The following is a 19589-nucleotide window of genomic DNA, read 5'->3' on the forward strand; positions in this document are numbered from 1 at the left end:
GGCATCCGCCCCAGACCCCGTGCCGGGGCTCCGCCCCTGGACCCCGGACGCCCTTCGGGCGTGTCCTCAAGCTCCCCCAGCTACCGCTGGGAGGTGCCCCCTGACGGGCTGAAATCAGCCCCTCCGGCGATTGAGGAGCGGGGTCTGGGGCGGAGCCCCAGTTGAGGGAAGGGGCGGGTAGGGGAACAGCCCGCCGCAGGCGCCACGCTCCGCCGTGGGGTCATCCGTACGCGTCCATCTCGGGCGCGTACGGGCGTTTTCGACCCCCCGTCATGGGCACTCTGTACTCACGTCGTCACCGGCGGGCCCGATCGCGTTCACCGAGCTCGGCGTACGGACGATCCTCGCCCGACACGTCCCGCACCGTCGCACAGTCAATGCCGCAATCCGGGACACTTTGCCCTGATCTGTCGTGTGCCCGGGGAAAGGACGCGACGCCATGCCGGAAGCTCCGCTCTCCCGGGGGGCACACCACCCGCCGACCGCCGTACCGCGGGACCAGCCCCCACCGGCCGCGGCCCGCACCGCCGCGGCCATGGGTCCGCCCGGGCTGCTCACCTCGCTCGCGCCGCTGCTCGCCGAGTGGCTGCCCCGGCAGCGCTGGTTCGCGGGCAAGGGCCGTCCCGTCACCGGCTTCGCGCTGGTCTCCGCGACCGAGCTGCTGCCGTGGCGGGCGAGCGGCGGCACGCCCGGGCTGCTCCATCTGCTGGTCCGCGCCGAGCAGCCGGAGCCGCCCGGCCACCGGCACGGCTTCGGCTGCGGCCACCGGCGCGGGGCGGCGGCCAGCGACTGCTACCAACTGCTGCTCGGGGCGCGCCCCGCCCTGCCGCCGCCGCTCGCCCCCGCGCTCATCGGCCGGCCCAGCGGCGGTCCACTGGACGGGCAGACGGTGTACGAGGCGCTGGCCGACCCCCGGCTCACCACGCTGCTGCTGGAGCGGCTGCGGAGGCCCGGGCGGCTCGGCCCGCTGCGCTTCGTACGGGAGCCGTCCAGCGCCATCCCGTCCGCGCTCGCGCCCCGGGTGATGACCGCCGAGCAGTCCAACTCCTCGGTGGTTTACGGCGATACGTTTATCCTCAAGCTCTTCCGGCGGGTCAGCCCCGGCACCAACCCCGACCTGGAACTCCCCCTCGCGCTCGCCCGCACCGGCTGCGCCCGGGTGCCCGCGCCCACCGCCTGGTTCGAGGCCGAGCCCCCGGCCGAGGGCGCCGGGCCACGGCCGGAGCCCTTCACGCTGGGGCTGCTCCAGCCCTTCCTGGCCGGTTCCCGGGACGGCTGGCAGCTGGCGCTGGACGCCCTGGCCACCGGGGGCGACTTCGCGGACGCCGCCCGTGCGCTGGGGCACGCGACCGCCGAGGTCCATCTGGCCATGGCCCGCGCACTGCCCACCTCCGTGCTGCGCCGCCAGCAGATCGAGCATCTCGCGGCCGCGATGAGCGAACGGCTCGACTCGGCCGCCGCCGCGGTGCCCGCCCTCCAGCCGTACCGCACCGCGCTGCACGGCGCGTACGAGGACCTGGCCGCGCTGGGGCGCGCGGGCCGCACCTGGGCGGCCCAGCGCATCCACGGCGATCTGCACCTGGGGCAGGCGCTGCTCACGGGAAACAGCGGGGACGGCGGTGGAGGCGGGCGGTGGTCGCTCATCGACTTCGAGGGCGAGCCGTCCCGTCCGCTGGCCGAGCGGCGCCGCCCGCAGCCCCCGGTGCGCGACATCGCGGGCATGCTGCGGTCCTTCGACTACGCGGCGGCCGTGGGCCGCCATGAGCGCCCGCAGGAGTGGGCGGGCCGCACCCGCGCCGCGTACTGCGCGGGCTACGCGGAGGCGTCCGGCACCGATCCGCGCGACGAGCCGGAGCTGCTGCGCGCCCACGAGACCGACAAGGCCGTCTACGAGGTGCTCTACGAGGCGCGGCACCGCCCCGACTGGCTGTCCGTCCCGATGACCGCGATCCACCGCCTGGCCGCCACCCGCGCCTGACCCGGGCCGGGGCGGCCCCGCCCCGGCTCCCGCCCCGCCCCGGCTCCCCCGCCCGCCGTTCCCTCCGACACCCCCGACACCCCGGGAGGACCACCCCGTGACCGCACGACCGCCGTCCGGCCAGTACCCGTCCGACGAGGGACCGGGCCACCCGCCCGCCGCCACCGGCGCCACGACCGGCCCGGCGGTCCCGGCCACGTTCCTCCCCGGCCGTACCCATCCGCAGCCCGAACCCGCCACCGCCCACCCGCGTTCGGAGACCCCGGCACGCCACGAGCGGGAGTCGGCCGAGGCGGCCCAGCCGGGCGGGAGCGCGGACCGCCCGGCGCCGACCACGTCCCCGGGGGCCGGGGAAGCGGCTCCAACGGGCGGGCGTCCGCGCCCGGACCAGGGGCAGGCCCCTCAAGGCACCCCGGACCGGGCCCCGGTCTCCCGCCAGGACCCCGCGTCCGCCGAGTCAGCAGGCATCAAACCCGCACCCGACCGGGAACCCGTCCCCGACCCGGCCGGTCGCGAGGCGCGGGTGTCGTACGGCTCGCCGCCCGTGCCCCGGGCGCCCGGCGCGGGCGAGGAGCGGCAGGAGGAGCCAGGCGGCTCTGCCGAGCCGTCGCGGGTCGCCGGGCGGCCCGTGACCGGGGACAGCGGGCGGCAAGTGGCCGGGGGTGGCGCGGGCCCCGACGACGCGGTGGAGGACGAGCGGGGGGTGCGGGCCGCGCCCGCGCTGGGGGACGAGGACCGGCGGCGGCTGCTGGCCGGGGCGCATCACGATCCGCACGCGGTGCTCGGCGCCCACCCCGTGCCCGGCGGAGTGCTGTTCCGGACCCTGCGCCCGTACGCCCGGTCGGTGACCGTCGCCGCCGACGGGCTGCGCGCACGGCTGCGGGCCGAGGGGGACGGGCTGTTCTCCGGGGTGCTGCCGCTGCGGAACATCCCGGACTACCGGCTGCTGGTGGCGTACGAGGACGCCGAGCTGGAGCTGCACGACCCGTACCGCTTCCTGCCCGCCATCGGCGAACTCGATCTGCACCTCATCGGCGAGGGCCGCCACGAGGAGCTGTGGCGGGCGCTCGGCGCGCGGCCGATGACCCACCAGGGCGTGACCGGCACCCGTTTCACCGTATGGGCGCCCAACGCCCTCGGGGTGCGGCTGACCGGCGACTTCAGCTACTGGGACGGCACCGCGCTGCCGATGCGCTCGCTCGGCGGCAGCGGTGTGTGGGAGCTGTTCCTGCCGGGTGTCGGCGAGGGCGCGCTCTACAAGTTCGAGATCGCCCGGCCCGACGGCGGCCACTCGCTGCGCGCCGACCCGATGGCGCGGCGCACCGAGTGCCCGCCCGCCACCGCCTCCGTCGTCCACGCCTCGCACCACGACTGGGGCGATGCCGCGTGGATGGCGGGCCGGGCCGGCGGACGCGTCCATGAGCTGCCGTTCTCCGTCTACGAGGTGCATCTGCCGTCCTGGCGGCCGGGGCTGACCTACCGGCAGCTCGCCGAACAGCTCCCGGCGTACGTCAAGGACCTCGGCTTCACCCACGTCGAGCTGATGCCGGTGGCCGAGCACCCCTTCGGCGGCTCCTGGGGCTACCAGGTGACCGGCTTCTACGCGCCCACGGCCCGGCTGGGCACCCCGGACGACTTCAAGTACCTGGTGGACGCGCTGCACCGGGCGGGCATCGGGGTCATCGTGGACTGGGTGCCCGCGCACTTCCCGAAGGACGCCTGGGCGCTGGCGGAGTTCGACGGCCGTCCGCTGTACGAGCCCGCCGATCCGCTGCGGGCCGCGCATCCGGACTGGGGCACGCTGGAGTTCGACTACGGGCGTACGGAGGTGCGCAACTTCCTGGTGGCGAACGCGGTCTACTGGTGCGAGGAGTTCCACATCGACGGCCTGCGGGTGGACGCCGTCGCCTCGATGCTCTACCTCGACTACTCCCGCGAGCCCGGCCAGTGGACGCCCAACGCGCACGGCGGCCGGGAGAACCTGGACGCGGTCGCCTTCCTCCAGGAGATGAACGCGACCGTCTACCGCCGCTGCCCGGGCGTGGTCACCATCGCCGAGGAGTCGACCGCGTGGGACGGGGTCACCCGCGCCACCCACCACGTGGGCCCCAGCGGCTTTGGCGGCCTCGGCTTCGGGCTGAAGTGGAACATGGGCTGGATGCACGACTCGCTGGCCTATCTCGCGCACGAGCCGGTGCACCGCGCCTATCACCACCACGAGATGACGTTCTCGATGGTGTACGCGTACAGCGAGAACTATGTGCTGCCGATCTCGCACGACGAGGTGGTGCACGGCAAGCGGGCCCTGGTGTCGAAGATGCCCGGCGACTGGTGGCAGCGGCGCGCCACCCACCGCGCCTACCTCGGCTTCATGTGGGCCCACCCGGGCAAGCAACTGCTGTTCATGGGCCAGGAGTTCGCGCAGGGCGCCGAGTGGTCGGAGGCGCACGGTCCCGACTGGTGGTTGCTGGACCCGTCGTACTCCGCCGAGCCCGACCACCGGGGCGTCCGCGACCTGGTCCGCGACCTCAACCGGACGTACGCGGCCACGCCCGCGCTGTGGCAGCGGGACACCGACCCCGAGGGCTTCTCCTGGATCGAGGGCGATGCCCGCGAGGACAACGTCTTCGCCTTCCTCCGCTACGACGCCGAGGGCTCCCCGCTGCTGGCCATCAGCAACTTCTCGCCGGTGGTCCGGCATGAGTACCGCGTCGGGACGCCGGAGGCGGTGCCGGTGTGGCGCGAGGTGCTGAACACCGACGACCGGCGCTACGGCGGCGGTGGCGTGGTCAACGCCGAGCCGCTGAAGGCCGAGCCCACGGGGTGGCACGGCCGTCCGGCCTCCATCCTGCCGGTGCTGCCGCCGCTGGGCACGATCTGGCTGCGGCCCGCCTGAGCCGTACGTACAGTACACCCCCTGCTTCGCAGCCTCACGTCCCGTCAGCCGTCGGCCCCGCCCAGGCCGGTGAGGCCGTCCCGGACCCGGTGGGCGTCGGGGTGGCCGAGGGAGTCGAACCGGGTCAGGGCCCGCTGCCAGCTGCGGCGGGCCCCGGCCCGGTCCCCGGCGGCGAGCTGGGCGCTGCCGAGCCGGTGCAGGGACTCGGCCTCCCTGACCCGCTCGCCCCGGCCGCGCCGCAGATCCACCGCGTGCCGGTAGCAGCTGATGGCCTGCTGGTGGTCGCCGACGTGGCTGTGGGCGTAGCCGAGGCTGTCCCAGGCGGCGGACTCCCCGCGCCTGTCCCCCGCCTGCCGCAGCATGGTCAGCGCCTTCTCGCAGTGGACGAGGGTCTGCTGGAAGTCGCCCAGCATGGCGTACGCCCAGCCGACGTTGTTCAGGGCGTACGCCTCACCGCTGCGGTGGCCCGCCGCCCGGTACAGTTTCAGGGCGCGCAGCGCGTGGTGCAGCCCCTCGTCATGGCGCCCCTCCCGCTCGCTGGCGAGGTTGAGCGCGCCATGGGCCAGGGCCTGGCCGACGGCGTTGCCGGTCTCGCGGTACAGGTTCAGGGCGCGCACCAGATGGCCGCGGGCCCGGTCGTAGCGCCCCATCCGCAGATCGGCGAGGCCCAGGGCGTAGCAGGAGTGGGCCTGACCGGTGAGGTCGCGGATGCGGTGGGCCGAGCCCAGGGCGATCCGGTGCACGGTGCGCTGGTCGTGCCAGTGGCCGCGCTGGTCCAGGAACTCGGTCAGCGACCAGGCCAGTTGCCAGGCGTGGGACTCGAATCCGGCCTCGGCGGCCTCTTGCAGGGCCGCCATCAGCGCCGGATAAGTGACGATGAACCAGAGCAGCGCCTGGCCGTGCCCCGCGAACTCGCCGACGCTGACGCCGGGCCGGACCGGCTCGACCGCGATCGGCTCCCGGTGCGGGGTGAAGGCCCTCCCGGCGGCCACGGCGGTGTGCAGATAGTGGTCGAGCATCCGGTGCAGCGCGGTGCGGCGCTCCTCCGGCGCGTCGTACGCCTGGGTGAGCTCCATGGCGTAGGCGCGCAGCAGATCGTGGAAGCCGTACTGGCCGGGGGCGCGCTCGGTGATCAGATGCGCCCGGGTCAGCTGGATCAGCAGCCGGCGGGCCTGCGGCACCGGGATCCCCACCAGGCTGGCGGCCGCGGGGGCCGCGATGTCGGGGCCCGGGTGGACGCCCAGCAGCCGGAACAGCCGGGCGGCGTCGGCGCCCAGGGTGTGGTACGACCAGGAGAAGACGGCCCGGACATCGGTGGTGGCGTCCCCGCCCTCGAACGCGTCGAGGCTGCCGCGGGCGTCGCGCAGCTCCCCGGCGAGCGCCTCCAGGCCGAAGCGGGGGTGGGTGGCGGCGCGGGCGGCCACGATGGCGAGCGCGAGCGGCAGCCCGGCGCACACCGTGATGACCTCCTCCACGGCCTCGGGTTCGGCGGCCACCCGCTCGGCGCCCACCCGGCTGATCAGCAGTTCGCGCGCCTCGTCGCGGTCGAGCAGATCCAGCGGCAGCGGCTGGGCCTGCTCGGCGACGACCAGGCTGGTGAGCTCGTTACGGCTGGTCAGCACCACCAGACAGCCGGGGGAACCGGGCAGCAGGGGCCGCACCTGCTCGGCGTCCCGGGCGTTGTCGAGCAGGATCAGCATCCGGCGGTCGGCCAGCAGGCTCCGGTACAGCGCGGTCTGCGCCTCCAGGGTCGCGGGGATCCGGTGGGCGGGCACCTGGAAGGCGTCCAGGAAACCCCGTACGGCCTCGGCGACGGTCATGGCCGAGTCGGTGGGGCCGAAGCCGCGCAGATTCACATAGAGCTGGCCGTCGGGGAACCGGTCGCGGACGCGGTGGGCCCAGTGCACCGCGAGGGTGGTCTTGCCGAGACCGCCGCTGCCCGCGATCACGGTGATCCTCGCGGCCGTGGGCGGCCGTCCCCCGCCCCCGCCCTCGCCCGAGCCCGCGGGCAGCAGGGCGTCCAGCCCGGCCAGTTCGCGCTCACGTCCGGTGAAGTGGGCGACGTCGGAGGGGAGTTGCTGGGGTACGGCGGTGACGACGGTGAACTGCTCGGGGGCGGTGGCGGGCATGCCCAGGGGCTCGGCGGCGGGTTCGGCGGCGAGCTCGGGGGGCTCGTCGGCGGCCGGGGCGCCCTCGGGGGTGGGGGCGGGTGCCGCGTCGGGCGGTGTCGGGGGCGCGGGAGCCGTCGCGGGAGCGCTCACGTACGTGCCGGACGGCCCGGAGGCATCCCCGGACCGGCCGTCCCGGCCGTCCCGGCCATCGTGGCCGTCCTGGCCCTCCCTCCCCTCCCGGCTGTCCTCGAGCGCCTGCCGGTGGAGCCGCTGGAGCTCGTCGCCGGGCTCGATGCCCAGCTCCTCCACGTACCTCCGGCGGGTGGAGCGGAACAGCGCGAGGGCGTCGGCCCGCCTGCCGCAGCGCCGCAGCGCCTCCATCAGCAGCGCCACCGAGCGTTCCCGCAAGGGGTGTTCGGCCACCAGGACGGACAGCTCCGCGGCGGCCTCGTGGTGGCGTCCGGAGCGCAGATCGATCGCGGCGCACTCCTCGACCGCCGCACGCCGCTCCTCCTCCAGACCGGCGCCCAGGGTCTCGGGCAGCCAGCCGCCCGCGACATCCGCCAGCGCGGGCCCGCGCCACAGGTGGAGCGCGGAGCGCAACAGCTCCCCGGCCCGAGCCTCGGCGGCCACGGCGGCCTCGGGCTCCCCGGTGGCCCCGGCCTCCTTGGGGGCCTCCCGCGCGGCCCGCACCAGATCGCGGAAGCGATGCAGATCGACCTGCTCACGCGCGACGGTCAGGGAGTAGCCCTTCGCCGACGTCGTCAACTCGGCCCCGGGCAGGGCGGTCAGGATCCGCCGCAGCTTGGAAATCTGTACCTGTACGGCGTTTCGCGCGGACCCCGGCGGGTCCTCGCCCCATACTGCCAACACCAGCCTGTCGACGGACACCACGCGGCCGGAGGCCATCAGCAGCATCGCCAGAACGGATCGCTGCTGTGCGGCGGTCGGCCCCAACAGACGCTCGCCCTGCCATATGCCGACCGGTCCCAACAGGCGAAACTCGGTCCCATCCACACACTGCCCCCGTTGGTACCAGAGATTTCACTGTGACCACTTGGAAGCCTACCCACGGGTTCGGGTCAGCGAGGCATCAGCGGGATATCAGCGGCTCGTAGCACCCTACGAGTGTTCGAGGGTCCCACGGGCACCAGAAGCTCTCCCCGGTCACCGCTGGCGGCGGCCGGACCGGAACTCTCCGGTCTCCGGGCCCTCTTCCGACGACGAACGGGGGACGGTATGGCAGTGAGGTGCCGAGGAGGCGGCTCATGACCACCGCGGAAGGAACACGGAGCACACCACGGATCGGCGAGCTCGTCTACGACCTCGAACGCGAGGCCATGGGCCGGGTCGCCTACGTGGACACCGGCGGGAACATCGCCTGGGTCAAACCCCTGCGCGAGGGCCCCGAGTGGACGGCCCTCCCGGAGCAGCTGCGCCGCGCGCCGGACGGCGAGCGGTAGGGCGCCTTCGGCGCCGAGGACCAGCCCAGGGCCGCCAAGGGGTCGTTGGCGGCCGGGGCCCATGCCGGCGTCTCGCGTCTTCCAACGGGGGGAAGACGCGGGACGCCATTCGCCGTGTCCACCACGCCCTGCGCCCCGGGCCCGTGGAACGCGCACGGCCCTGCCCCGATTCAGGAGGGCAGGGCCGCGTTGCGCGTGGGGTGTCAGGCGGGCACGTGCTCCTTCGCCGTGTCACCGTCACGCCGCTCGGGGAGGGACGTGCCCCCGGCCGCCCCGGAGTCGTCCGCGGCCGGGCCGTGGCCGCCGCCGTCGCGGGCGAAGCCCTCCGCGTCGAACGGCAGCCGTCCGGCGAGGACTTCGTTCATCCGCTCCTTGTCGATCTCCTTGGTCCAGGTGCCGACCAGGACGGTCGCGACCGCGTTGCCCGCGAAGTTGGTGAGGGCGCGGGCCTCGCTCATGAAGCGGTCGATGCCGACGATCAGGCCGACGCCGTCGACCAGTTCGGGCCGGTGCGACTGGAGACCGCCCGCCAGCGTCGCCATGCCCGCGCCGGTCACACCGGCGGCGCCCTTCGACGCGACGATCATGAAGACGAGGAGGGATATCTGCTGGCCTATGGAGAGCGGGTCGCCCATGGCCTGCGCGATGAACAGCGAGGCCATCGTCAGGTAGATGGCGGTGCCGTCCAGGTTGAAGGAGTAGCCCGTGGGGACGGTGATACCGGCGACCGGCTTGCTGACGCCCGCGTGCTCCATCTTCGCGATCAGCAGCGGCAGCGCGGACTCGGACGAGGACGTCGACAGGATCAGCAGGAACTCCCGCGCCAGGTACTTCAGCAGCAGGAAGATGTTGATGCCCGCGACCAGCCGCAGGATCGTCCCGAGGACGAGGAACACGAAGAGCGCACAGGTCACATAGAAGCCGATCATGATGACCGCGAGCGCCTTGAGCGCGTCCAGACCGGTCTCGCCGACCACGGCGGCGATCGCGCCGAAGGCGCCGACCGGGGCGGCCCACATGACCATCGACAGCAGCTTGAAAACGAGCTGCTGTATGTGGCCTATGCCGCGCAGCACCGGCTCGCCCGCCTTGCCCATCGCCTGGAGGGCGAAGCCCGCGAGGAGGGCCACGAACAGGGTCTGGAGCACCTCGCCCGCGGTGAAGGCGGAGACCAGCGTCTTCGGGATGATCCCGAGCAGGAAGTCCGCCGTCGACTCGGAGGCGCCGTCGGCCTGGCTCTGTCCGGCCTGGGCCGCCTCATGGCTCATGTGCAGACCGCTGCCGGGCTCGAGGAAGTTGCCGACGACCAGGCCGATGGCGAGGGCCACGGTCGACATCACCATGAAGTAGCCGAGCGCCAGACCGCCGACCGCGCCGACCTTCGCCGCCTTGCGCACCGAGCCGACGCCGAGCACGATCGTGCAGAAGATGATCGGCGAGATCAGCATCTTGATGAGGTTGACGAAGCCTTCGCCGATGGGCTTGAGCTCCACCGCCGTATCGGGGGCCACGAAGCCCACGAGGATGCCGAGCGCCACCGCGCCGATGACGGCGAGGTAGAGGTAGTGAATCCTTTCTTTCTTCGGCTTCGTCCCGTCCGGTTCCGTACGCCCGGATGCGGGCGGCGTGGTGTCCGCAGCCACGGTGCTGCCTCCTTCTGTTCTGCCGTCCAACTGTCCCGGCGCTGTACTGTGTGCGGCTCGCACACCGCCTTGAACGGTCCCGGCGACTATGCCCCAGCCTGTGACGGGGGTCACCCTTCCGTTCATTTCGTTCACACAAAGATGCGTGTGCAGACTGATGTCCATGCGCGTTCCCCACCCCCGGAGCCTGGCGGGCCAGCTCTTCGCGATGCAGGTCGTGCTGGTCGCCGCCCTGGTGGCCGGATGCGCCGTCTTCGCCTACGTCACCGACCGCGAGCAGGCGGTGGTGGCCGCGCGGCAGCGGGCGACCGCCGCCGCGGTGGCCGTCGCCGACTCGCCGTCGGTCGCCGAGGCCGCGCGGTCGAAGGACCCCACGGCCCGGCTCCAGCCGTACGCGGAGAAGGTGCGCCGGGACACCGGCGTCACCTTCGTCACGATCATGGATACCCACGGGGTGCGCTGGGCGCACCCCGATCCGGACCAGATCGGCGCGACCTATCTCGGCCACATCAAGCCCGCGCTGCGCGGCCGGATCTTCCCCGAGACGTACACCGGCACGCTCGGCCCCTCGGTGCGGGTCGTGGCCCCGGTGCGCGACGACCGCGCCGGCGGCCGGATCACCGCGCTGGTCAGCGCGGGGATAACCGTGGACACCATCAGCGCCCAGGTGCGCCAACAGCTGCTCGCGCTGCTCGGCGTGGCGGCCGCGGCGCTCGCGCTCGGCGGTCTGTGCGCGTATGTGATCAACGCCCGGCTGCGCCGCCATACGCACGGGATGAACGCGGCCGAGCTGAGCCGGATGCACGACTACCACCAGGCCGCGCTGCACGCCGTGCGCGAGGGGCTGCTGATACTGGACGGCCAGCGGCGGATCGCGCTGATCAACGACGGCGGGCGGGAGCTGCTCGGCCTGCCCGAGGACTCCGTCGGCCGCTACGCCTCCGACCTGGGCCTGCCGCCCGCGCTGACCGGAGCCCTGCTGGCCGCCGAGCCGCGCGTGGACGAGCTGCATCTGACCAAGGAGCGGGTGGTGGTCGTCAACACCTCACCGGTGAGCAGCGGTGAGCAGCGCGGCACGGTCGTCACACTGCGCGACCACACCGAGCTCCAGGCGCTCTCCGGCGAGCTGGACTCGCTGCGCGGCTTCGCGGAGGCGCTGCGCTCCCAGGCCCATGAGGCCGCGAATCGGCTGCACGCCGTCGTCTCGCTGATCGAACTGGGCCGGGAGGACGAGGCGGTCGACTTCGCCACCGCCGAGCTGGAGCTGGCCCAGGCGCTGACCGACCAGGTGGTGGCGGCCGTCGCCGAGCCCGTCCTGGCCGCCCTGCTGCTGGGCAAGGCGGCCCAGGCCAGCGAGCGCGGCGTCGAGCTCGTCCTGGCCCCCGACAGCCGCATCGACGACGGCGTCCTCCCGCCCGGCCTGCCCGCCCGCGACCTGGTGACCATCCTCGGCAACCTCATCGACAACGCCACGGACGCGGCCGCCGAGGGCGTCGGCAACGAGTCGGCCCCGCGCAGCGCCCGCGTCACGGTCACCGCCCGCGCGGACGCCGGCGAGCTGACCCTGCGCGTATCGGACACCGGCGCCGGGCTGGACCCGGCCGCGGCCGAGGAGGTCTTCCGCCGCGGCTGGAGCACCAAGTCCCCCGGCCGCGGCCTCGGCCTGGCCCTGGTCCAGCAGGCCGTCCGCCGCAACGCGGGCACGGTGGAGGTGACCGCCTCCCCCGACGGCGGCGCCGAATTCACCGCCCGCCTCCCCCTGACAACCCCGGCCGTCACGACGTGAGCCCCGGCTCGGGCCGGGAGGCCCCGACCGTCCACTCGGCGGCAGCCGGTGCCGGAGCGGGCCACCCCGTGCGGGGCGGGGACAGAGGGCCCGGCCGGACGGCCGGATGCCCGCTCGGCATCGGGCGCCCGCCGGGGGGCCAGGTGGGTCCGACCCGGGCAGGCCGCCGCCCCGCCCGGCCGCCGTACGGTCAAATCCGGCCGTCCGGAAGCGGGGTCCCAGGGCCTGAGCCCCCGTAGTACAGGCCGTAGGGGAATCGTCACCGTAGGGATCTGGCCACTTGCGGTTACCCTCCGTAAATTGGAGCCCCGAGCTTCCACGTCCACCGCGTTTCGACCGTGTTTCGAGAGGAATCCGTCCAATGAGCCCGCCGCAGGCGAGACCGGGGGATCCGGCGCCGATCCGGGTTCTCGTCGTCGAGGACGACCCCGTCGCGGCGGACGCGCACCGGATGTACGTCGAGCGCGTGCCCGGCTTCGCCGTCGTCGGGACGGCGCGGAGCGGCGGGGACGCGCAGCGGTTGCTGGAGCGGACGCCCGCCGATCTGGTGCTGCTCGACCTCTACCTCCCCGACGGGCACGGCCTCCAGCTCGTACGGGCGCTGCGCGCGGCCGGGAACGGCGCGGATGTGATCGCGGTCACCTCGGCCCGGGACCTCGCGGTGGTCCGCGACGGGGTCTCCCTCGGGGTCGTGCAGTACGTGCTGAAACCGTTCACCTTCTCCACCCTCCGGGACCGCCTCCTCCGGTACGCCGAGTTCCGCGCGACCGCGGGCGAGGCCAGCGGGCAGGACGAGGTGGACCGCGCGCTGGCCGCGCTGCGGGCGCCGCAGCCCGCCGCGATGCCGAAGGGACTGACCCAGGCCACCCTGCACGCGGTCACCGAGGCGCTGCGCGGCGCGGCGGACGAGGGCATCTCGGCCGCGGCGACCGCCGAGACCGTGGGGATCTCCCGGATCACCGCCCGCCGCTATCTGGAGCACCTGGTGGAGGCGGGGCGGGCCGCCCGCGCCCCGCACTACGGGCAGATCGGACGGCCCGAGCTGCTGTACCGCTGGCTCAGCGAGCACTAGGCGCTTCGCTGGAAGTGTCGTGATGCGTCATCGGCCGAGTGCGGCACCGTCGCGGCTGGTCGCGCCCGCACGGCGGAGCCGCACATCGACACGGCCCCGCGCCCCTTCGGGACGCCGCCCGCCGATCTGCTCAGTCGCTGTCCGCGGTCGCGATCGCCGCTTCGTACGCCTGCCGCAACCGCTCGGAAGCGGTGGGGCTCTTCGGGCTTTCGCGCGTGACGCCGAGGTGGATCTCGCGCAGTTCGTCCATGAGCTCGTCGACGAGGTGCGGGGACCCCTCCGCCAGGAGGCGGGCACGCACCGCGAGCTCCGGGGTCGTGGGCCGGTGCCGCAACCCCCACGCGCCGAGGGCGACCATCACCGGGAGCGTCTGGATGCCGGCTTCGGTGAGGGTGTAGGTCGCCTTCTGCCCACGCGTGGCACCGTCGCGGGTGAGCAGGCCCCCCTCGACGAGCTTGCGCAACCGGCTGGCGAGGACGTTGGACGCGATGCCCTCGTCATTCCGGGTCAGCAGATCGCGGAAGTGACGACGTCCACCGAAGATCACGTCACGCAGCACGATCAGAGTCCACGGATCCCCCAGGACCTCCACCGCCGCGTTGATCGCACACCCCGAACGCGGCTCCTCACGCATCGCGCACCCACCTCCCGACTGATTGCGATTCGCAACTCCTCCATCGTAGAGTGTCCTCAACCAGTTGCAGTTCGCAATCACTCATCGGAGGTGGACCGCATGGCCAGGGTCCGAGTACACAACTTCTTCGTCTCCCTCGACGGCTACAGCGCAGGCGAGACGATCACGCTCGACCAGCCCATCGGGGGCGCGGAGAGACTGTTCGCGCGCTTCGACGGGCGGTTCATCCATGGCCTGGACGTCATGGATGAGCCGATCACCCTCGATCGCGCCCTCACCAGCACCTGGGGGCAGGGCATCGGGGTCGAGATCATGGGCCGGGGCAAGTTCGGTCCGCAGACCGGCGAGTGGACCGACGAGGACTGGCGAGGCTGGTGGGGCGACGAACCCCCCTTCCGCACGCCCGTGGTGGTGCTCACCCACCACCAGCGTGCCCCCATCCACTTCGACAACGGGACGAGCTTCCATTTCCTCGACGCCACCCCCGAGGACGCGCTCGCCTACGCCCAGGGCCTCGCCGACGGCCGGGACGTGCGCATCGGCGGCGGCCCCTCCACTGTCCGGCAGTTTCTGGCGGCCGACCTCATCGACTTCATGCACCTGGTCACCGTGCCCATCACCCTCGGCGCCGGCGTTTCGCTGTGGGACGGACAGGCCGAGGTCCAGGATCGCTTCACCATCGAGTCGGCGACCTCGGCAAGCGGCGTCATCCACCACTTCTGGAACCGGACCATCCGCGACTAGCCCCGGTCCGGCATCGCCCGGGCCTCCGCGTTGAGCCGGGAAGTGCCGAGTAGCGGACCGCGCGGTGGAGTCCTCCGGACACTCCGTAGGGGCCGCCGGCCACCACGGCGGGCGCTCGATGTCCGCCACGCGGCGCTGACATCAGGACATGCCCGGCAGTGCCACCTCGATCCACGCATACGTTTGCGGAATGAATTGCTCCCCGTACGTCGGCACTCTGGCGCCTACGGCACCCGGCAAGCGGCGTCCGCTCCTCGCCCCCAGTTGGTTCGCCGCCGTGATGGGTACCGGCATCGTCGCCAACGCGGCGGTCACCCTGCCACGGAGCTTCCACTCGCTGCGGACCGCCGCCCTGGTGGTCTGGCTGGGCGCCGCGCTCCTGCTGGTCCTGCTGGCCGCCGTTTACCTCCGGCAGGGGGCACTGCGGTCGCACGCCGGTGATCCGGTGACCGCCCAGTTCTTCGGCGCGCCGCCGATGGCGCTGCTCACGGTGGGCTCCGGGGCGCTGCTGCTCGGCCGCCCGCTGATCGGAGCCGAAACGGCACTGGACGTGGACTGGGTGCTGTGGTCGCTCGGTACCGTGCTCGGCCTCGTCACGGCCTGCGCGGTGCCCTATCTGATGGTCACCCGGCACCGCTTCACGCCGGACGCGGCGTTCGGGGGCTGGCTGATGCCGGTGGTGCCGCCGATGGTCTCGGCCGCGACCGGCGCGCTGCTCGTCCCCCATGCCCCGGCCGGGCAGCCGCGGCTCGCCCTGCTGCTGGGCTGCTACGCGATGCTCGGGCTCGGCCTGGTCGCGGCGCTGCTGGTGCTGGCTATGATCTACGGCCGTCTGGTGCACCATGAGGCCCCCGCCGGAGCGGTGGTGCCCACGGTGTGGATCGGGGTGGGGGCGTTGGGCCAGGCGGTGACGGCGCTCGGGGCGCTGGCCGCGGTGGCACCGAGCGCGCTGCCCTCGCCCTATGCGCGGGGCACCGAGGTGTTCGCGCTGCTGGGCGGGATCGTGCTGTGGGGCTTCGCCATGCTGTGGGGGGTGCTGGCCACGGCACTGACCGTACGGACGATCCGGGCCGGGCTGCCGTTCGCGCCCACCTGGTGGTCCTTCATCTTCCCGGTCGGCGCCTGTGTGACGGCCACCAGCACCCTCGCGGGACGGACCGGTTCGGACCTGTTCGTCTGGATCGCCCTGCCGCTCTACGGGCTGCTTGTCATCGCCTGGGTGGTGGTGACCGGCCACTCCCTGCGCCATGCCGCCCGGAACGTCCTGCCCGACTCGGCAGGCGACATGTCCTGATGTGCTGCTCTCATGTCATATTCATCCGCGTTTCTCACCTTTCCGACTGTTTTAGCTTGGATGACATGACACAGTCGCATGAGCTGGAATTCGGCCTCAACGAATGGCTTGTCGAGGAGCAGCACGAGCGGTACCTGCACGACCCGGGCTCGGTCGACCAGGCGTGGCGGGACCTCTTCACCTCCTCCGCCCCCGCGCCGGACCGGGAGCGTCACGACCCTGGCACGGTGAGTGACCATGCGGTCAAGGCGGTCCGCGTCGCGGCGCTCATCCACGCGTACCGGGTGCGCGGACACCTGATCGCCGACACCGATCCGCTCGCGGCGGAGCGGAGGGGCTCGCACCCGGAGCTCGACATCACGGCGTTCGGGCTCGGCGACGAGGACCTGGAGCGGATGTTCGTCGTCGACGGCTTCGCCGGGCGGGTCACGATGTCCCTTCGCGACGTTCTGCGGGTCCTGCGCGAGTCCTACTGCCGGACCGTCGGCACCCAGTACATGCACATCCAAAGCGCCGGAGAACGTCGCTGGGTCCAGCGGCGGATCGAATCGCCTCCCCCCGGGACGGACCGCGCGGAACAATTGCAGATCCTCTACCGACTGGGCGCGGCGGAGGCCCTCGAGACGTTCCTGCACACCAAATACGTGGGCCAGAAGCGGTATTCGCTCGAAGGCGGCGAGTCCGCAATCGTGCTGCTGGACGCGCTGCTGCACCGCTGCATCAAGACCGGGGTGAGCGAAGCCGTCATCGGTATGGCACACCGCGGCCGGCTCAACGTTCTCGCCAACATCGTCGGCAAGTCCTACGCGGAGATCTTCCACGAGTTCGAGGACGCGGTGGACATCCGGTCGGTCCAGGGATCCGGGGACGTGAAGTACCACCTCGGCGCGGAGGGGACCTACCGCGCCCTGAATGGCGACACCATCGCTGTCTCCGTCGTGGCGAACCCCTCGCACCTGGAGATCGTGGGGCCGGTGGCCCAGGGAGTGGTCCGCGCCAAGCAGGAGGTTGCCGCGGACGGCGCCGACGTCCTGCCCATCGTCATCCACGGGGACGCCGCGTTCGCCGGTCAGGGTGTGGTCGGCGAGACGCTGAACATGTCGCAGCTGCCCGGCTACCGCACCGGGGGGACGGTGCACATCGTCATCAACAACCAGCTCGGCTTCACGACCTCACCCGCCTACGGCCGCACGAGCGGCTACGCCACCGATGCGGCACGGTCCATCGAAGCCCCCGTCTTCCACGTCAACGGAGACGACCCCGAGGCGGTCGTCCGCGTCGCACGGTTGGCGTTCGACTACCGTCAGGCGTTCCACAAGGACGTCGTCATCGATCTGATCTGCTACCGGCGCCACGGCCACAGCGAGGTCGATGACCCGTCCATCACACAGCCGGCGATGTACGACCGCATCGTCGCCAGGCCATCGGTGCGCAAGCTGTACGCCGAGGCGCTGATCCGCCGCGGGGACATCAGCGAACGTCAGGTGGAGGGCGCCCTGCGGGACTACCGGGAACGCCTGGAGCGTGCCTTCGTCGAGACCCAGGCGCTGTCGGCCCCCGGCCACTCCCCGCAACGCGTCATTCCAGGGAGCGCCCGGAACGCCACGGACACCGGGAGCGCCGGGGACGCCGAGACCGAGGCCGCCCCTCAAGCGCCCACCGCGATCACCGAGGCGACCGCCCGGCACGTGATCGCGGCCCAGACCATCCCGCCGCAGGGCTTCACCGTGCACCCGCGCGTTCTGCCGCAGCTGCGCCGACGTGCCACGATGCTGGACGCGGGAACGATCGACTGGGCCACCGCGGAGTCCCTCGCCATCGGCGCCCTGTTGCTGGACGGGGTTCCGGTGCGGCTGACCGGGCAGGACTCCCGCCGCGGCACGTTCGGGCAGCGGCACGCCGCTCTCACCGACCGGCGCACCGGCCTGGAGCACATACCGCTGAGCTCCCTCGGCGCGTCGGCCGCGGACTTCGCGCCCTACGACTCGATGCTCTCCGAACTGGCGGCCCTGGCCTTCGAATACGGCTACTCCCTGGCTCGGCCCGACGCCCTGGTGCTGTGGGAGGCACAGTTCGGCGACTTCGCCAACGGCGCCCAGATGGTCGTCGACGAGTACATCGCGTCGTCCGAACAGAAATGGGGGCAGCGCTCCGGGGTGACGCTGCTGCTGCCGCACGGTTTGGAGGGGCAGGGACCGGACCACTCCTCCGGCAGGATCGAGCGGTTCCTCCAACTGTGCGCGCAGGGGAACATGAGCGTCGCCGTGCCCTCCGTTCCCGGCAACTACTTCCACCTGCTCAGGCAGCAGGCGCTCGGCGAGCGCGAGCGCAGAAGGCCGCTGGTCGTGTTCACTCCGAAGTCGATGCTGCGGCTGAAGGCGGCCACCTCCCCGCTGAGGGAGCTCACCACGGGCGCGTTCCGTGCGGTCCTGCCGGACGAGACGGCCGATGCCGCCAGGACCCGGCGGGTGCTGGTGTGCTCGGGCAAGGTCTTCTACGACCTGGACGCCCACCGGCGAAGCTCGAACCTGTCGGACACCGCGATCGTCCGCGTGGAGCGTCTCCACCCGTTCCCGGAGCGGGAGCTCAGCGCGGAACTCGCCCGTTTCCCCGCCGACGCCGAGGTGCGGTGGGTGCAGGAGGAGCCGGAGAACCAGGGCGCCTGGTCCTTCGTGGGGCCGCGCGTGCGGCGGCCTGCGAGCCGCCCCGTCGAATGCGTCAGCCGACCGCCGGCCCCGGCCCCGGCCGTGGGCTCCGCCCGGCGGCACGCCGACGAGCAGAAGGCTCTGGTGGCCTCCGCCTTCCGCTGACCGCGCGGCCTGCAACACCGCGGAAGGGACCCGTCGCGCCCCGGCTACGGCGAGACGGGTTCGGGCGCCGCGTCCTTCGCGCCCATCCCGGTCGTGCGGAAACTGGTCCGGTACGCACCGGGCGTCACACCCAGGTGCCGCACGAACGCCCTGCGCATCGACTCGGGCGAACCGAACCCGGTACGCCGCGCCACCACCGTCATAGCGTCATCGCCCGTCTCCAGCAGCACCTGGGCGGCCTCCAACCGGACCTGCTCCACGTACCGGGCCGGAGTGGTTCCCACCTCCTCGTCGAAGAGGCGGGCCACATGACGGACGCTGACGCCCGCCTTGCGTGCCATGGCCGACAGCGTGTGGTTGGCCCCGGGGTCCTCGGCGACCTCGTCCAGCACCCGGCGGAGCGTCTCCCGACGGGAGTGCGGGACCCGGGAGCGGACGCTGAACTGGGACTGGTTCCCCGGTCGTTGCATGAAGACGACCATGTCCTTGGCAACCGCTCGAGCCGCCTCCGCACCGTAATGCTCTTCGACGAGCGCCAGGGAGAGGTCGATCCCGGCGCTGACACCCGCCGAGGTCATCACGCGCCCGTCCCGCACGAAGATGGCGTCCGGTTTGACCCGCACGGACGGGAAACGCTCGGCCAGCTGCCGTGCGTGCCGCCAGTGTGTCGCGGCGCGACGCCCGTCCAGCAGTCCGGCCGCCGCCAGCAGAAAAGCGCCCGTGCACACCGATGCCGTGCGGCGGGCCTTCCCGTGCAGTCGCCGGACGACGTCCAGGAACGCGTCGTCCTTGATCAGCGTTTCCCATTCCGGGCCGCCCGGGATCACCAGAACGTCGCACGGCTCGCCCACCTCATCGACGCGCAGGTCGGCACCGAGGCGGGTCCCGGCGGCGGTGATCACCTCCGCCCCGTCCTCGGACACCGTCCGCACCCGATAGCGCCCGCCGATCTCGTTGGCCGAAGCGAACACTTCGATGGGGCCAGTCACATCGAGCAGCCGCACCCCCGGGAAGACGAACACCGTCACGGTGAGCGGGCCCGTTCCAGGGCGCTTGTCATGCATCGGATGCCTCCGGGCCGTACGCAAGGGGCGGGACTGGCGCCCCGTTGCGCCGGTCGGCGGGCGTTACGGGACGGATCGGGGGCCGATCACAGCC

The 19589-nt window shown here is 72.9% G+C and carries 12 protein-coding genes; 8 read left to right on the top strand and 4 right to left on the bottom strand.

Annotated elements, in window-relative coordinates; translation table 11 throughout:
- Window positions 1-439 precede the first annotated feature (439 nt).
- Together ABD329_RS06095 and glgB are read left to right on the top strand one after the other, a co-directional pair.
- Entirely contained in the window at window positions 440-1978 is a 1539-nt protein-coding gene (locus ABD329_RS06095; RefSeq protein ID WP_198282278.1) for a maltokinase N-terminal cap-like domain-containing protein, read from the top strand.
- 652 nt (window positions 1979-2630) lie between these two features.
- A complete protein-coding gene (glgB, locus tag ABD329_RS06100; protein ID WP_425574291.1) occupies window positions 2631-4874 on the top strand; it encodes a 1,4-alpha-glucan branching enzyme in 2244 nt (747 codons plus the stop codon).
- Window positions 4875-4918: 44 nt separating this feature from the next.
- Here glgB and ABD329_RS06105 read toward each other — a convergent pair whose 3' ends face one another.
- Window positions 4919-7942: an AfsR/SARP family transcriptional regulator gene (locus ABD329_RS06105; RefSeq protein ID WP_344316067.1), complete on the bottom strand. Its 3024-nt coding sequence runs from the start codon at window positions 7940-7942 to the stop codon at window positions 4919-4921.
- A 311-nt stretch (window positions 7943-8253) separates the two neighbouring features.
- Here ABD329_RS06105 and ABD329_RS06110 point away from each other — a divergent pair, with 311 nt between their 5' ends.
- A complete protein-coding gene (locus ABD329_RS06110; RefSeq protein WP_198276475.1) occupies window positions 8254-8448 on the top strand; it encodes a hypothetical protein in 195 nt (64 codons plus the stop codon).
- A 203-nt stretch (window positions 8449-8651) separates the two neighbouring features.
- Here ABD329_RS06110 and ABD329_RS06115 read toward each other — a convergent pair whose 3' ends face one another.
- Complete coding sequence (locus ABD329_RS06115) at window positions 8652-10091, bottom strand: cation:dicarboxylate symporter family transporter (protein WP_198276474.1); 1440 nt, start codon at window positions 10089-10091, stop codon at window positions 8652-8654.
- A gap of 163 nt (window positions 10092-10254) precedes the next feature.
- On the opposite strand from ABD329_RS06115, the gene ABD329_RS06120 reads away from it, so the two are divergent.
- The gene (locus ABD329_RS06120) at window positions 10255-11877 is read left to right on the top strand and encodes a sensor histidine kinase (RefSeq protein ID WP_198276473.1); all 1623 of its coding nucleotides are present in this window, start codon (window positions 10255-10257) and stop codon (window positions 11875-11877) included.
- 361 nt (window positions 11878-12238) lie between these two features.
- Window positions 12239-12949, top strand: a complete 711-nt coding sequence (locus tag ABD329_RS06125) for a response regulator (RefSeq protein ID WP_198276472.1) — start codon at window positions 12239-12241, stop codon at window positions 12947-12949.
- A 130-nt stretch (window positions 12950-13079) separates the two neighbouring features.
- Here the strand turns inward: ABD329_RS06125 and ABD329_RS06130 are convergent, their stop codons facing one another.
- Entirely contained in the window at window positions 13080-13583 is a 504-nt protein-coding gene (locus ABD329_RS06130; protein ID WP_198276471.1) for a winged helix-turn-helix transcriptional regulator, read from the bottom strand.
- A 99-nt stretch (window positions 13584-13682) separates the two neighbouring features.
- On the opposite strand from ABD329_RS06130, the gene ABD329_RS06135 reads away from it, so the two are divergent.
- The 3 genes from ABD329_RS06135 to ABD329_RS06145 all read left to right on the top strand — a co-directional run bounded on the left by ABD329_RS06135 (window position 13683) and on the right by ABD329_RS06145 (window position 18431).
- A complete protein-coding gene (locus ABD329_RS06135) occupies window positions 13683-14327 on the top strand; it encodes a dihydrofolate reductase family protein (protein ID WP_198276470.1) in 645 nt (214 codons plus the stop codon).
- 190 nt (window positions 14328-14517) lie between these two features.
- Entirely contained in the window at window positions 14518-15621 is a 1104-nt protein-coding gene (locus ABD329_RS06140) for a TDT family transporter (RefSeq protein ID WP_246618359.1), read from the top strand.
- A complete protein-coding gene (locus tag ABD329_RS06145; RefSeq protein ID WP_198276468.1) occupies window positions 15621-18431 on the top strand; it encodes a multifunctional oxoglutarate decarboxylase/oxoglutarate dehydrogenase thiamine pyrophosphate-binding subunit/dihydrolipoyllysine-residue succinyltransferase subunit in 2811 nt (936 codons plus the stop codon). Before ABD329_RS06140 ends, ABD329_RS06145 begins: the two co-directional genes overlap by 1 nt.
- 44 nt (window positions 18432-18475) lie before the next feature.
- On the opposite strand, the gene ABD329_RS06150 is transcribed toward ABD329_RS06145, so the two are convergent.
- The gene (locus tag ABD329_RS06150) at window positions 18476-19495 is read right to left on the bottom strand and encodes a GlxA family transcriptional regulator (protein WP_198276467.1); all 1020 of its coding nucleotides are present in this window, start codon (window positions 19493-19495) and stop codon (window positions 18476-18478) included.
- Between the last annotated feature and the right edge of the window lie 94 nt (window positions 19496-19589).

Source organism: Streptomyces javensis, from assembly GCF_039525925.1.
GTDB classification, from domain to species: Bacteria; Actinomycetota; Actinomycetes; order Streptomycetales; family Streptomycetaceae; genus Streptomyces; species Streptomyces asiaticus.

Excerpts from the sequence above, each read along its gene's own strand:
- ABD329_RS06095 (WP_198282278.1), top strand. The coding sequence starts at position 440 with ATGCCGGAAGCTCCGCTCTCCCGGGGGGCACACCACCCGCCGACCGCC.
- ABD329_RS06110 (WP_198276475.1), top strand. The coding sequence starts at position 8,254 with ATGACCACCGCGGAAGGAACACGGAGCACACCACGGATCGGCGAGCTC.
- ABD329_RS06120 (WP_198276473.1), top strand. The coding sequence starts at position 10,255 with ATGCGCGTTCCCCACCCCCGGAGCCTGGCGGGCCAGCTCTTCGCGATG.
- ABD329_RS06125 (WP_198276472.1), top strand. The coding sequence starts at position 12,239 with ATGAGCCCGCCGCAGGCGAGACCGGGGGATCCGGCGCCGATCCGGGTT.
- ABD329_RS06130 (WP_198276471.1), bottom strand. The coding sequence starts at position 13,583 with ATGCGTGAGGAGCCGCGTTCGGGGTGTGCGATCAACGCGGCGGTGGAG.
- ABD329_RS06135 (WP_198276470.1), top strand. The coding sequence starts at position 13,683 with ATGGCCAGGGTCCGAGTACACAACTTCTTCGTCTCCCTCGACGGCTAC.
- ABD329_RS06140 (WP_246618359.1), top strand. The coding sequence starts at position 14,518 with ATGAATTGCTCCCCGTACGTCGGCACTCTGGCGCCTACGGCACCCGGC.
- ABD329_RS06145 (WP_198276468.1), top strand. The coding sequence starts at position 15,621 with ATGTGCTGCTCTCATGTCATATTCATCCGCGTTTCTCACCTTTCCGAC.
- ABD329_RS06150 (WP_198276467.1), bottom strand. The coding sequence starts at position 19,495 with ATGCATGACAAGCGCCCTGGAACGGGCCCGCTCACCGTGACGGTGTTC.